Annotated in this window: 15 protein-coding genes and 1 tRNA gene; 10 read left to right on the top strand and 6 right to left on the bottom strand. The window is 64.3% G+C overall.

From position 1 onward, the window contains the following. Positions 1-5 precede the first annotated feature (5 nt). The 3 genes from GRI32_RS04350 to GRI32_RS04340 form a co-directional block, all read right to left on the bottom strand. Positions 6-617, bottom strand: coding sequence for a glutathione S-transferase (locus GRI32_RS04350; RefSeq protein ID WP_160589903.1), 612 nt, complete (start codon positions 615-617; stop codon positions 6-8). Continuing rightward, entirely contained in the window at positions 607-1,557 is a 951-nt protein-coding gene (gene trhO / locus GRI32_RS04345) for an oxygen-dependent tRNA uridine(34) hydroxylase TrhO (RefSeq protein ID WP_160589902.1), read from the bottom strand. The genes GRI32_RS04350 and trhO overlap by 11 nt, the downstream gene beginning before the upstream one ends. A gap of 64 nt (positions 1,558-1,621) precedes the next feature. Continuing rightward, positions 1,622-2,494, bottom strand: a complete 873-nt coding sequence (locus GRI32_RS04340) for an alpha/beta fold hydrolase (protein ID WP_160589901.1) — start codon at positions 2,492-2,494, stop codon at positions 1,622-1,624. 223 nt (positions 2,495-2,717) lie between these two features. Between GRI32_RS04340 and GRI32_RS04335 the strand changes: the two genes are divergently transcribed. Continuing rightward, on the top strand, positions 2,718-4,007 hold the full coding sequence (locus GRI32_RS04335) for an adenylosuccinate synthase (RefSeq protein ID WP_160589900.1): 1,290 nt from the start codon (positions 2,718-2,720) through the stop codon (positions 4,005-4,007). 93 nt (positions 4,008-4,100) lie between these two features. Next, positions 4,101-5,099 carry a helix-turn-helix domain-containing protein gene (locus GRI32_RS04330; protein ID WP_160589899.1) on the top strand — a complete coding sequence of 333 codons (999 nt, stop codon included), beginning with the start codon at positions 4,101-4,103 and terminating at the stop codon, positions 5,097-5,099. A gap of 110 nt (positions 5,100-5,209) precedes the next feature. On the opposite strand, the gene GRI32_RS04325 is transcribed toward GRI32_RS04330, so the two are convergent. Then, a tRNA-Val gene (locus GRI32_RS04325) sits at positions 5,210-5,285 on the bottom strand. 96 nt (positions 5,286-5,381) lie between these two features. On the opposite strand from GRI32_RS04325, the gene GRI32_RS04320 reads away from it, so the two are divergent. Next, the gene (locus GRI32_RS04320; RefSeq protein WP_160589898.1) at positions 5,382-6,629 is read left to right on the top strand and encodes an FAD-dependent oxidoreductase; all 1,248 of its coding nucleotides are present in this window, start codon (positions 5,382-5,384) and stop codon (positions 6,627-6,629) included. Here the strand turns inward: GRI32_RS04320 and GRI32_RS04315 are convergent. After that, positions 6,595-7,248, bottom strand: coding sequence for a peptidase associated/transthyretin-like domain-containing protein (locus GRI32_RS04315; RefSeq protein ID WP_160589897.1), 654 nt, complete (start codon positions 7,246-7,248; stop codon positions 6,595-6,597). The genes GRI32_RS04320 and GRI32_RS04315 overlap by 35 nt on opposite strands. Positions 7,249-7,369: 121 nt before the next feature. Then, on the bottom strand, positions 7,370-7,921 hold the full coding sequence (locus GRI32_RS04310) for a TlpA family protein disulfide reductase (RefSeq protein WP_160589896.1): 552 nt from the start codon (positions 7,919-7,921) through the stop codon (positions 7,370-7,372). Between the two features lie 61 nt (positions 7,922-7,982). Here GRI32_RS04310 and argH point away from each other — a divergent pair, with 61 nt between their 5' ends. From argH to GRI32_RS04275, 7 genes are all read left to right on the top strand, one after another. Continuing rightward, a complete protein-coding gene (argH, locus tag GRI32_RS04305; RefSeq protein ID WP_160590256.1) occupies positions 7,983-9,359 on the top strand; it encodes an argininosuccinate lyase in 1,377 nt (458 codons plus the stop codon). Further along, positions 9,356-9,595: a hypothetical protein gene (locus GRI32_RS04300; RefSeq protein WP_160589895.1), complete on the top strand. Its 240-nt coding sequence runs from the start codon at positions 9,356-9,358 to the stop codon at positions 9,593-9,595. The genes argH and GRI32_RS04300 overlap by 4 nt, the downstream gene beginning before the upstream one ends. Before the next feature lie 12 nt (positions 9,596-9,607). Beyond that, complete coding sequence (lysA, locus tag GRI32_RS04295; RefSeq protein WP_160589894.1) at positions 9,608-10,870, top strand: diaminopimelate decarboxylase; 1,263 nt, start codon at positions 9,608-9,610, stop codon at positions 10,868-10,870. Between the two features lie 14 nt (positions 10,871-10,884). Further along, positions 10,885-11,670 carry a precorrin-2 dehydrogenase/sirohydrochlorin ferrochelatase family protein gene (locus GRI32_RS04290; RefSeq protein WP_160589893.1) on the top strand — a complete coding sequence of 262 codons (786 nt, stop codon included), beginning with the start codon at positions 10,885-10,887 and terminating at the stop codon, positions 11,668-11,670. A gap of 102 nt (positions 11,671-11,772) precedes the next feature. Then, positions 11,773-11,934: a hypothetical protein gene (locus GRI32_RS04285; protein ID WP_160589892.1), complete on the top strand. Its 162-nt coding sequence runs from the start codon at positions 11,773-11,775 to the stop codon at positions 11,932-11,934. A gap of 18 nt (positions 11,935-11,952) precedes the next feature. Further along, positions 11,953-12,906, top strand: coding sequence for a hypothetical protein (locus tag GRI32_RS04280; RefSeq protein ID WP_160589891.1), 954 nt, complete (start codon positions 11,953-11,955; stop codon positions 12,904-12,906). Then, positions 12,906-13,808 (top strand): transposase, encoded by a 903-nt coding sequence (locus GRI32_RS04275; protein WP_160589890.1) that lies wholly within the window; start codon positions 12,906-12,908, stop codon positions 13,806-13,808. Before GRI32_RS04280 ends, GRI32_RS04275 begins: the two co-directional genes overlap by 1 nt. Positions 13,809-13,813 lie beyond the last annotated feature (5 nt).

Below are 13,813 nucleotides of genomic sequence, written 5' to 3'. Positions count from 1 at the left end.
CCAGATTAGTCGGTCGGCACCCAAATCGGGTGCTTTGCCATGATCGCGGTGAACAGGTCCGATGCCAGATAGCTCTCCAGCCAGGCCTGCAAGGCTGGCAATTGCTGTGCAACAAACCAGTCCCGGTCAGTATGTGCGAATTGCCGCACGAAGGGCGCGATGGCCGCATCGGTGAAGCTGCGGGTTGGTCCGCACAGGAATGGCTGCTGCGCCAGCCGCTGCTCCAGATCTTGCAGGATCGCCAGGCCTCCCGCGCGGTGTTCCAGCGGATCGGCGCCATCAAAGCGCGAGGGATATTTGTAGCGGTCGAGGTGCTGCTTGAACGGCCCGTCATTGGCGGCGATCAGTGCATCGTCAGTGCCGCTCAGCCATCCTTCGGGGTCGCTCAGCGCCAGTGCCCAGCGCATGATATCGAGGCTTTCCTCCAGCACGCGTCCATCCGGCAACAACAGCACCGGCACCGTGCCCTTGGGAGAGATTTCCAGCATATGCGCAGGCTTGTCGCGCAGCACGATCTCCCGGTGTTCGATCGCTATGCCGCTGTTCTGCAATGCCAATCGTGCGCGCATGGCATAGGGGCAGCGGCGAAAGCTGTAGAAGACCGGCCTATCGGTCATCCGTACCGGCCAGCCTTGCACCGACATGCGCCTGGCCGCGCTTCCTTGCCAGCCGCATCTGCTTCTGGCGTTCGGCATAGCGGCTGCGCTGCTGCGGCGTGCGCTGAGCGTGGCAATGCGGGCAGGACACGCCGTTTTCATAGAATTCCGAAGCCCGGTCCTCCTCATCCAGAGGGTGGCGGCAGGCGCGGCACAGCGTGTAATCGCCCTGCTGCAGGCCGTGACCCACGCTGACGCGTTCGTCGAACACGAAGCACTCACCGCGCCAGCGGCTTTCCTCCTCGGGGATATGTTCGAGGTAGGAGAGGATGCCGCCCTTCAGGTGATAGACGTCCTCGATCCCTTCGGAGCGCAGGAAGGCGGTCGACTTTTCGCAGCGAATGCCGCCGGTGCAATACATCGCCACCCTGGGCTTGTTGGTGCGGCCCAGCAGCTCTGCCCGGCGGGCGCGGAACCATGCGGGGAAATCGCGGAAACTGGTGGTCCTGGGATCAATCGCGCCTTCGAACTGGCCGATCGAAACCTCATAATCGTTGCGCGTGTCGATCACGATCGTGTCCGGGTCTGCGATCAGCGCGTTCCAGTCCTGCGGATCGACATAGGTGCCCACGTCGCCCACCGGATCGACACCGGGCTGGCCCAGCGTCACGATCTCCTTCTTCAGCCGCACTTTCATCCGGATGAAGGGAATCTCTGCCGCGCGCGAGAACTTGATTCCGATATCGGCGCAGCCGGGCAGGGCGCGGATGTGACCCAGCACCGCGGCAATGGCATCATCGGTTCCGGCGATGGTGCCGTTGATGCCTTCCTCCGCGATCAGGATGGTGCCCTTGATGCCCTGCGTATCGCAGACCTGCTGCAGCGGTGCCTGCACCGCCGCGCAATCGGTAAAGCGCGTGAACTGGTAAAGTGCGGCAACGCAGATCGGCAAGCTGGTCATGATGGCAGCGCCTTTAGCATGGCCGCAGCAAAAGCAAAGCCGCCGGGGTGCAGCCGCGCGCTGATCAGCGGGCGAATATCCGCGCCAGGAATGCATCCACTACCGCGGTTGCCGGGTAATCCGCCTCTCCCAGATCGCGATTGATGGCCCGGTGCCCGCGCAGGCCCCGGCCGGAAAATCCCTGTACCGTGGCGGGCGTTCCGGCGCGGCGCAGGGCCGCACCCAGCTCCCCGCTCTGGCGCGTACCGTCCTCGCGCTGAACATGCAGGATCAGGAATTCCGGAGCATTGGGCGCGGCGGCGTGCAGCGTGGGCGACAAGGCCCGCTGGCGTGCCGGATCGGTGCCGAACGCCTGGCGATAGGTATTGCCCATCAGCCGCGCATTCTCGTCCATCTGGTCGGGCACATCATAGGCCGCCCCGTCCAGCGGGATGATCCCGGCCACCGCATCCATCGGCAGGCCTGCACCGCGAAAATATTGCGGATCAGTGCCCACCAGCGCCACCAGGTGCGCGCCCGCACTGTGGCCGATCAGTGCGATACGCCCTGTATCGAAGTGCAGCGTCGCGGCGCGCTGGCGCAGGAAGGCGAGCGCGGCGGCAACATCGGCGCCCTGCTGCTCCACGGTGAAATCCGGCACAAGGCGGTAATCGATGGAGGCGACGGCGTAACCCAGCGCCTGCCAATGCTCCAGCTTGGCGGAGCGGCGCATCATGGTCTTGTCCCCGCGCTTCCACCCGCCGCCGTGGACGAACACCACCAGCGGAGCATCCAGCGATGCGCCGGGCCAGTAATCCAGCGTCTGCGCATCGTCGCTGCCATAGGCCAGCGTCTGCATGGTGGCATCCCGGCTCTGCGCGTTGATGGCGGCGGACAGCGGCGGCATGGCCGGCACCACCAGTGCGGCGGCAATCAGCGTCAGGGCAAGTTTTCGCACGGGGTCGCTCCTGTTCAACATGCGTGCAATGCTGGCGGGCACATGAATTGTGCATGACCGGGGCGCGATGGCGCCCGTTTCCACCATCTGCGGTTGACATTGCATACCGCCACGCTAGGCCGCGCAACGCAATCGGAGCGCTGCTCCGGCCTGTCTCATCCCGGCGTCGAGTCCTGTCGAAGGACGCCTTCGGATCCACCTGGCAGGGTGGAGGAGTGTACCCATGGCCAACGTAACCGTGATCGGCGCCCAGTGGGGCGATGAAGGCAAAGGCAAGATTGTCGACTGGCTGGCGTCTCGCGCCGATGTCGTCGTCAGGTTCCAGGGCGGGCACAATGCCGGCCATACGCTGGTTGTCGGCAACACCACCTACAAGCTCAGCCTGCTGCCTTCGGGCATCGTCACCGGCACATTGTCGCTGATCGGCAATGGCGTGGTGCTCGATCCGTGGGCGCTGAAGGACGAGATTACCCGGCTGGAAGGGCAGGGCGTTGCGATCACGCCGGAGAACTTCGGTATTGCCGACAATTGCCCGCTGATCCTGCCCGTACATGGTGAGCTGGACGTGATGCGCGAAGCTGCCGCCGGCAAGGGCAAGATCGGCACCACCGGACGCGGCATCGGCCCGGCCTATGAAGACAAGGTGGGCCGCCGCGCCATCCGCGTGTGCGACCTTGCCCACCTGCACGAACTGGAACCCCAGCTGGACCGTCTGTGCGCGCATCACGATGCGCTGCGCGCCGGCTTTGGCGAGCCGCCGATCGATCGCGCCGCCCTGCTGGAAAAGCTGCGCGGGATTGCGCCGTTCGTGATGCAATACGCCCAGCCGGTGTGGAAGCGGTTGAACGAGGTCAAGCGGGCCGGGGCGAAGATCCTGTTCGAGGGCGCGCAGGGTGTGCTGCTCGATGTCGATCACGGCACCTATCCCTTCGTCACCTCCTCCAACACGGTCAGCGGCACCGTGGCCAGCGGATCGGGCCTTGGCCCCAGCTCCGCAGGCTTCGTGCTGGGGATCGTCAAAGCCTACACCACCCGCGTCGGCTCCGGCCCGTTCCCCACCGAACTGGAGGATGAAGTCGGCCAGACACTGGGCGAAAAGGGCCATGAATTCGGCACCGTTACCGCCCGCAAGCGCCGCTGCGGCTGGTTCGATGCGGTGCTGGTGCGCCAGACCTGCGCCATTTCCGGCGTCACCGGCATTGCGCTGACCAAGATCGACGTGCTCGACGGGTTTGAGACGATCAAGATATGCACCGGCTACATGCTCGATGGCCAGATGCTCGATTACCTGCCCGCCCACGCCGCCGATCAGGCCCGCGTGCAGCCGGTGTATGAGGAGATCGAGGGCTGGGAAGGCACCACCGTGGGTGCGCGCAGCTGGGCTGACCTTCCCGCGCAGGCGATCAAGTACATTCGCCGGATCGAGGAACTGATCGATTGCCCGGTGGCCAGCGTGTCCACCAGCCCCCAGCGCGACGACACCATACTGGTGCGCGATCCTTTCGCGGACTGATCACGCCGACCGGTCCCGCTACCGACCACACAATTCTTGACACGATCCCCATTTGTTCTCATCCTGTTCCAATACGAATCAGGGAGTTCTTCGATGGGTCAGGTCAATTTTGCCTATGGTGCCGTGGCCGATGCGGTTGGCCTGCCGTTTGCTGTTTCGGTGTTTGCCGATGATGACCGCCTGCGGGACGAGATTTGCGCCGATGTCGAATCCGCCGGACTGGGAATGCGCGAATGCGGTTCTCTGGCGCAATTGCTCGAAGGCGATCCCCGCAGCCTGGGGGAAGCGATCCTGATCGATTGCCCGCTGCCCGGTGCACAGGGACTGGCCGCGCTTTCCCGCCTCGATACGCGCGCCGCGCGCTCTGGTGCGCGCCTGGTGATTTCCACCAGCGTGGACGGGCTGGAGGATGTGTTTGCCTGTTGTTCGCAGTCCGATCCGCAAATCCTCGTCAGTCCGCGGCGGGCCGAACGGGTGATCGCGCTGGGGCAGATGCTGGCTCGCATTCCCAATCTGCGCCTGCGCGAATTGTCCGATGAAGACCGGCTTACCCTGTTGCGCCTGACGGAGCAGGTGAACCAGATTTCCGAGAAGCTGGAACGGATGGGAGAGCCTGCAGAATCTGGACGCAGTGTCCGCAGTCCCACACGGGCTTTTCGGTTTGACGAGCAGGCGGGCGGCCCGCAATCAACCGGTGACAAGCAATCGTCGAGCGACCGGCTGGTGCGTTCCACCCGCCCGCCATTGCCCGATCCCCGGCTGGTGCGCCGGATCATCCATCAGCGGCAGCTGCGGGCGCGCTTCTTCGATGGGGACCTGTTTGCCGATCCCGCGTGGGACATGCTGCTCGATCTCACCGCCGCGCGGGTTGAACATAACCGTGTTTCGGTCACTTCCTTGTGCATTGCATCGGGCGTGCCGCCCACCACCGCGCTGCGCTGGATCAGCCAGATGACCGATTCCGGACTGCTGGAGAGGGTGGAGGATGACACCGATCGCCGCCGCGCCTTCATCGCGCTGAGCGACAAGGCAACCGATGGCATGGCCCGTTATTTTGATGAAATGGGCAAGAACGCCGCGCAACTGGTGTGAACGCCCTGATCGCAGGGGCAGCAGAGCCGCGGGCCGTTATTCCGGCTTCATTTGCAGTGGGAATTTCCGATCTGAAAACCATCCGCCAGATGGCTTTGCCTGGTCGAAAATGGTGGGCGATGACGGGCTCGAACCGCCGACCCTCTCGGTGTAAACGAGATGCTCTACCAACTGAGCTAATCGCCCCACTATCGCAATAGCGACGCGGCCCCTAGCGCAAGCTTGCGGCGCTGGGAAGACCCAGTGTTGGAAGTTTCTTCGCTCCGCTGTTAGGCCAGCGCGATGAACCGCCTCGATATCGCCATCGCCGGCTGCGGAATTGCCGGACTCGCTTCGGCTTTATTGCTGCACAGGCAGGGGCACCGCGTCACTCTGTACGATCGCTTTGCCCGGCCGCGCCCGGTCGGCTCCGGCCTGATGATCCAGCCCACCGGCCTGGCCGTGCTCGCGCGGCTGGGCCTGGCGCAGACCGCCGTTGCCAGGGGTGCGCCGATCCAGCGCCTGCACGGGCTGAACCGCGAAGGGGAAGCGGTGCTGGAGGCGGATTATGCCGATCTTTCCGTGCCCGGCGTTTTCGGCCTCGGCATCCACCGCGCCAGCCTGTTCGATCTCCTTCATTCTGCCGTGCTGGCGGAAAAGATCCCCGTGCTGACCGATCATGAGATCTGCACCAGCGAGGAAGGCACGGGCCAGCGGATCATTCGATTTGCCAATCGCGATGCGCCCGCCAGCCATGATCTGCTGGTTGATTGTCTGGGCGTCGGGTCCCCGCTGACACCCTCGCAAGGCCAGTATCTACCCTTTGGCGCGCTGTGGACCACGTTGGAATGGCCGGAGGACGGCGCATTTGACCTCACCTTGCTGGAACAGCGATATGAAGCAGCGCACCGCATGGTTGGGATATTGCCCACCGGTGTGCGCCACAGCGGCGGGCGGCGGGAGTTCTCCTTCTTCTGGTCCCTGCAACAGCAGGATCATGCCGCGTGGCAGGCCAATGGACTGCAATGCTGGAAGGATGAGGTGCGCGGCCTGTGGCCACAGTGCGAGACGATCCTGCCGCAGATCGCCAGCGCCGATCAGATGACATTTGCCCGCTATGCGCACCGCACCTTCGCTACGCCGGTGGAAGCGCGGCTGATCCATATCGGTGATGCCTGGCATTCGGCCAGCCCGCAGCTGGGGCAGGGTGCCAACATGGCGCTGCTGGATGCCTGGGCTTTGGCTCTGGGGCTGGCGGGGGAGGGTGACCTGCAAGCGCGCCTGCATGGCGCGATTGCCCTGCGGCAGGCGCATGTGCGGCTGTATCAAAGGCTGACAGCGGCTTTCACCCCGCTCTATCAGTCGCACAAAGGTGCACCGGCAGCCTTGCGCGACCTGCTGCTGGCACCGGCATCGCGCATTGCGCCAGGCCCGGCGATAAAGGCGATGCTGGTGGCAGGCATGGCCGGATCACCGCTGGGCAGGCTGGGCCTTGCCTTTCCCGATTACGAAGCACTCAGGCCGAAAGGGCAATCCGCGCCCGGGCAGTAAATCCGGACTGTGCATCGCCCTCCATCGCCAGCATCATGTGGCTGCGGTCATCGCCCCTGAATGCCCAGTCGCGCTCGGCAGGCCAGCGGGCGAGATTGGCGGCGCTGTCACCGTAAAGCGCGCGGTCGCCATACACCTCCTCGCACGGTCCGGTCGGCAAGCCCAGCTGCGATACCAGAAGCGGCGCAACGCCGCCCATCGCTGCTTCCACATCGCTGAAAATCTCGACATGCAGATGCGGTGCGCGCCCGCCGTAACAGCCCGGTACAATGGAACTGAAACGCGCTGTGCCCGCCGTGTCGGTGGGTTGTAGCCCGCGCAGATAGTTCACGTCGCGCCTTGTATAGAGCGAATATTCGCCCCCTGCATCGCATTGCCACAGATAGATCGCGCGGCGTGCCAGCACTGCGCAATCATCGTCCGAACGGGTCAGCTCCAGCTCGATCTGCATCGGAACGCCGCCAGCCTCACCTTCCAGCCCGGCAAAGCTGGGGCGAATGTCACTGCGCAGGACATCGGCGAGGTCGAGCACGTTGATCCGTGCGTCGCGCCCGCCCACGCCATCTGCGGGGTATGGCCCGCGAATCTCTGTGGGCGTTACCCGGCAGGCCGCCGCCACTGCTGCCTGCGCGCATGCGCTTGACCCACAGCCCGCCAGCATTGTCCCACCAATCCCGGTGGCAAAGGCGCCAAGAAAGCGCCGCCGCTGTATGTCACGGCAGAACTGCGAGTCTTGGGGTTTACCCGTCATCGGCCAAAGCCTCCTGCACCAGCACGCGCGCTTCCTCGCTGCCCCAGTCATAGGAGCCGATCACGCGCCACACTTCCTTGCCGTCTGCATTATACAGCACCGTCAGCGGCAGCACCGCGCCGCCGCCAAAGGCAATCGCCAGATCGTTGTTAGGGTCCATCCATCGCGGCAGGTTGGTAAAGCCCCGCTCCTCGAAAAACGGCACCACGGCGTCGGCTCCGGACAGGTCCTCGCTCACCGTCAGCACGCGCACGTCTTCGCCCAGCTCGCCCGCAAGCGCATCCAGCAGCGGCATTTCCACCACGCAGGGCGCGCACCAGGTGGCCCACAAATTGAGCAGGATGGGCCTGTCGCCGCTATCGGCCAGCTCCATCGTGATGCCTGCCGGGTCGCTCAGCATCACCGCCGGAATCGCCTCTCCGGCAAAGGTGCGGTCCAGCGTGCCGGTGAATTCCTCGACTCCGGTTTCCGAAGAGACTTCTTCGCCGCCTTGCGCGGGGTCTGCCTCCCCGGTATCGCAACCCGCCAGAGCGGCAGCCATCAGGCAGGCCAGGAATGCAGGGAATTTTTTCGTCTTGAGCAAGGGTAGTGCCTCCAACAGCATGTGGGGTGGGCGGTTCGCGGAAGGGCCGTCTGCCATCATGCGTGAGATTAACGCATCGATCCCGTTCGACAAAGCCCTGTGGCGACAGGACATCGCCGCCAGCCGCGCGCATGTGGCGATGCTGGCCGCCTGCGACATTGTGACCGCAGACGATGCACAGACGATTCTGGACGGTCTGGAGCGCGTTTCGGGCGAGTATGAAGCCAATGGCGTGCCCGAGGACTGGGACCTCGAAGATATCCACATGACCACCGAGAGCCGCCTTGCCGAACTGATCGGCCCGGTTGCTGGCCGCCTGCATACGGCGCGCAGCCGCAACGACCAGGTGGCGACCGATTTCCGCCTGTGGGTGCGTGAGGCGATGGACGATGTCGATGCCGGGCTGGCCGCGCTGCAGGATGCGCTGGTGACGCAAGCAGAGGCGCATGCCGGTTCCATCATGCCCGGTTTCACCCATTTGCAGACCGCACAGCCGGTGACGCTGGGCCATCACCTGATGGCCTATTACGAGATGATGCGGCGCGACCGTTCGCGCTTTGCCGATGCGCGCGCGCGGATGAATGAAAGCCCGCTGGGCAGCGCGGCACTGGCTGGCACCGGCTTTCCGATAGACCGGGAAATGACCGCGCAGGCGCTGGGCTTCGATGCGCCCACGCGCAACAGCCTGGATGCCGTGTCGGACCGCGATTTCGCCATCGATTTCCTGCAGGCCGCGGCGCAGTGCAGCCTGCACCTGTCCCGCCTGGCGGAAGAATTCGTGATCTGGGCCAGCCAGCCTTTCGGCTTTGTGCGCATGGCCGATTCGCTCTCCACCGGCTCATCCATCATGCCGCAGAAGAAAAACCCCGATGCGGCAGAGCTGGTGCGCGGCCATGCCGGGCGGATCGTGGGCTGTGTCACTGCTCTGATGGTGACGATGAAGGGCCTGCCGCTCGCCTATTCCAAGGATATGCAGGACGACAAGCCGCCGGTTTTCGAAGCCGCGCAGCTGCTCGGCCTGTCGATCGCGGCGATGACCGGCATGGTGGCGGAAAGCACTTTCAGGACCGAACGCATGCGCCAGGCGGCAGAGCTTGGCTATGCCACGGCAACCGATCTGGCAGACTGGCTGGTGCGCGCGGCGAATATTCCGTTCCGTGAGGCGCATCACATCACCGGCGCTGCGGTCAAGCTGGCGGAAAGCCGCGGAATCGCGCTGGATGCGCTGCCGCTGGACGATTTGCAGGCCATCGATGCCCGGATTGACGAGCGGGTCTATGCCGCCTTGTCGGTGGAGGCTTCCGTGGCCGCACGCGCTTCTTATGGCGGCACTGCGCCCGATCAGGTGCGCGCCCGCGTGGCAGAGGCGCGTGCACAGCTGGAGGCCGAGCGATGAAGAAACCGGCCATAGCGGCCCTGGCGCTGATGCTGTGTTCCTGTGGCCAGATGGGCGAACTGGAACCGCTGGAGGGCGCATCGCTGCCGCCTGCTCCGCACGGTGCGACAGATCCGCTGACATCGTCCGAGCTGCTTGAAACCAGCCCGCAGGCCGTGCCCGAACGCAGCGTGGAATTGCGCCGCGAATCCGAAGAACGCGAGGACGATCCCTTTGATCTCCCGCCCGAAGGTTAGACTGTTTTAAATATGGACCATTTCCAGCTGAAGAACGGCGAGCTGCACGCCGAAGACGTGCCTATGTCGCGCATTGCCGAGGAATTTGGCACGCCCGTCTATGTCTATTCGCGCGCCACGCTTGAACGCCACGCACGGGTGTTTCGCGAAGCGTTGACGCCGCTGGGCAAGATCCATCTGGCCTTTGCGGTGAAGAGCAACCCCAACCTTGCCGTGCTGCGCGTGATGCAGCGCGAGGGGTTTGGCGCTGACGTGGTATCGGGTGGAGAGCTGGCGCGCGCGCTGGCCGCTGGCATGCCCGCATCGGACATAGTGTTTTCCGGTGTTGGCAAGACCACCCGGGAAATGATGCAGGGCCTCGATGTGGGAATCGGCCAGTTCAACATCGAGAGCGAGGAAGAAGGCGTGGAGCTGGCCCGCATCGCCGATGCCGCAGGCCGCACCGCCCATTGCGCGCTGCGGGTCAATCCCGATATCGACGCCGGAACGCATGAGAAGATTTCCACCGGCAAGAGCGACAACAAGTTCGGCGTGCCGATTGATCAGGCTGCCGGCATGTATGCGCGGCTGTCTGCGCTTCCCGGCCTCGATATGCGCGGACTTGCGGTGCATATCGGCAGCCAGCTCTCCGATCTTGCTCCGCTGGAGGAGGCATTTGCCAAGGTGGGCGCGCTGATGGCGGACATTCGCGCCGCTGGCTTCACGGTGACCCATGTCGATCTGGGCGGTGGACTGGGCGTGCCTTACAAGGCGGGCGAAGTGATGCCCAGCCCGGCCGAATATGGCGCCATGGTTGCCCGCGCGACCAAGGGCTGGGACGTGACGCTGATGTTCGAACCGGGCCGCGTGATTGCGGGCAATGCCGGTGTTTTGCTGACCGAAGTGATCCGCGTGAAGCGCAATGCCAACCGCGATCCGTTCGTGATTGTCGATGCGGCGATGAACGATCTGGCGCGGCCCGCGCTTTATGGCGCCTGGCATGATTTTGACGCGGTGGAGCCCACCGGCCAGCGGATGACCGCCAATATCGTCGGCCCGATCTGCGAAACCGGCGACACTTTCGCTATGGGGCGTGAGATGGATGCGCTGGAAGCGGGCGACCTGGCGGTATTCCGCACCGCCGGAGCCTATGGCGCGACCATGGCATCATCCTACAATTCGCGCGGCTTCGTGGCCGAGGTGATGGTGGATGGGGACCGCGTGGCCAGCGTGGCAGACCGTATCCTGCCAGAAGATATCTACGCTGCCGAGCGCGTGCCCGAATGGCTCGACTGAGATAGGAACAGGCCATGCGATCGCTCCCGCTCTTCCACCGCCTGACCGGACAGCCGGTTATCGTATTGGGAGACGGGCCGATGGCCGAACCCAAGCAGCGGCTTGTCGAACGGGCCGGGGGGCTGGTGATCGGCGATCTGCAGGAAGGCATCGACAAAGGCGCCCGGCTGGCCTTCATCGCGCATGAAAGTCAGTCCGCGTGCGAGGGCGATGCCATTCGCGCGCGCTGCGCCGGGTTACTGGTCAATGTGGTGGACCGACCGGACCTGTGCGATTTCACCACGCCCAGCCTGCTGGAACGCGATCCGGTGATCGTGGCCATCGGCACATCGGGCGCATCGGCGGGACTTGCCAAGCAATTGCGGCTGCGGCTGGAAGGGCTGCTGCCGTCCGATCTGGGCGATCTGGCCAGCGCGCTCAATTCCCTGCGCGACCGGATCAAACAGCGCTGGCCGCGCATGGGTGACAGGCGCCAGGCGCTCGACAATGCGCTGACCGCAGGTGGCCCGCTCGATCCGCTGCGGGCAGGGGCGGCAGGCCGTATCGAGGACTGGCTGCACGGGGCGGCGAATGCCGGCGAGGCAGGCCGCATCGAAATCACCATTGCCAGCGATGACCCGGAGGAGCTGACCCTGCGGCAGGCCCGCCTGCTCGGCAGTGCCGACGTGATTCTGCATGATCCGCATATCCCACCGCAGATTCTCGATCGCGCGCGCGCCGACGCCTTGCGCTTTGCTTTGCCATACCACGGTCATGAATCGGACGGCCTGGTCCTGATTATCACTCGCGCAAGTCATTGATTTTCAATCTATTACAATCATTTAATTTAACTCCTTGTCCGCTTCCCGCCACTCCATAGGCAGGCGGGGCGCGGGGCTCCGCCGGCAGACGGAGAAAAAAATATGAAACTGCCCAAGATCGATCTGGCGAGCCTGCCTGATCTCAACACCATCACCGGAATGTTCGGTTCCATGCGCACTCCCAACCCCGGCCATGACGATACGATCGTTGTCATCGCCACCATCGTTTACGAATCGTCGCCTCCCGGCGGCGGTCTGTTCTGAGGCGCCAGGGTCGCAGCGATGCGTATTGATCCCAGCATCGCGGCGCTGCGGGGCAACAGAGCCCCGCAGCGTCAGGCCCAGGCCGCGATGAAAGTGGCCTGTGATGACTGGCGCGCCGAAAAAGGCGTGGCCCAGGCACTGGCCGAATTCGAAAATTTCGGCACAGGCGCGGCGCTGGAGGATTGCCCGCTTCTCGAAGACATCTTCACCGGCCAGGGCGCGGCTGAGCAGCTGATGAGCGCGCTTGTGAGCCATTTCTGCGCCGCTCTGTCCGGCAACTGGCTGGGCCATCCGCCCTTCCGCAATGGGTATGATGGTCGCGCATCCACCATTCTGCTGGGCAAGACCGGGCGCGCGCAAATGCTCCTTCAGGCCCGCGAACCGGGCACGTTTGAGTATCCCTGTGCCACCTTCAGCGATGCCTTGCGCTATGATGCCACGCTGGCCGGATCGGCCAGTGCGCGCATCCTGCGCATTCACGGCCCGCGCGAACTGGTGAGCTTCAGTGAGGAACCCATCACCCTGCGCGCCGGTGTGCGCCTGGCATTCGACTGTTCCAGCGAGATGCTGATTGCCGAAACGGTCGAGACAAGGCTGGTCACATTGCGCCTGTTGCAGGTGGGCGCACCGCCGCAGCCGGGGCGCGAATATTGCCGGGAGACCGGCCGCCTGCTGCACCAGTCATCGGGCAGTCTGGCCACCAGTCGCAAGGAGATGATGGTCACGCTGCTCGGCCGCATGGAATGTACAAAGGCGCCGCCTGTCCTAAGTCGCCTTGCGCGCGATGAGCATGACGAAAGCCTGCGCTGGCAGGCGGTTCGTGAATGTCTGGCGCTGGACACCGCGCAGGGCTTCACCCTGCTTTGCCAAATTGCCCGCGACATGGAGGATGGCCTGTCCGATCCGGCCGGCGCGCTGCGCGCCCAGCTGCTGGAAACCCATCCGCAATTGCGCGAACTGGAGACACAATAATGCCAAGAGTGATCGACTACCGCGACGATGCAACCAGCTCGCTGGGTGATTGCGTAGAGGCGTTGAAGAGCGATGGTTTCCACCCGCAGGAGGAGGAATCGCTGCTGTCCGCCGCGCGCTGGCTGCGCCGTCTGGGCAATGATCGCCAGTTCCTGGCCGACATCATGCTGGCCGAACTCAAGGATTCTGCAGGCGGTGAGGAAGACGCCAGCTCCTACGGCGCGCAGGTGGTGATGCTTTCACCGCTGGGCCGCGAATTCTTCCTGCGGGCCAATTTCTGGCCCTCGCAGCAGGACTACGTGTTCCGCGCATCGGGCCATTCTGCCTTCAGCTATGAATTGCCGCACGATCACAATTTCGATTTCCTCACCCTCGGCTATTTCGGGCCGGGCTATGCGTCCGACTATTACGAATATGATTATGAGGCGGTGGAGGGCGTGATCGGAGAAAAGGCCGGGCTGCGTTTTGTCGAACGATCGACCCTCGATCCGGGCAAGCTGATGCATTACCGCGCGCACCGTGATGTGCATTCGCAATTGCCGCCTCAAAGCCTCTCCGTCTCGCTCAACATCATGCACTCGGGCGGCGCGCAGGGTTGGCTCGACCAGTATCGCTTCGATGTCGAGAAGGATGAGATTGCAGGCGTCATCAGTCCCGGCGGCAGCGAGATATTCCTGCGCGTGGCGGTTGGTCTGGGCGGCGATGACGCGCGCGATCTGGCGGAGAACTTTGCCCGCCACCATCCCAGCGAACGGATGCGGCTGACGGCGCTGGAAGCGCAGGCAGGCATTCTGCCGGTGGCGGAGCGCGACGCGCTGTGGCGAAGGGCAGAAGGCAATGGCAGCCGCCTGATTGCGGGCGAGGCGACCAATCGCCGCGCCGCCCTGGCTACTGCGGCCTAGATACT

The organism is Alteraurantiacibacter aestuarii (genome assembly GCF_009827405.1).
GTDB classification, from domain to species: Bacteria; Pseudomonadota; Alphaproteobacteria; order Sphingomonadales; family Sphingomonadaceae; genus Alteraurantiacibacter; species Alteraurantiacibacter aestuarii.
This window is presented reverse-complemented; position numbering and strand designations above follow the sequence as displayed.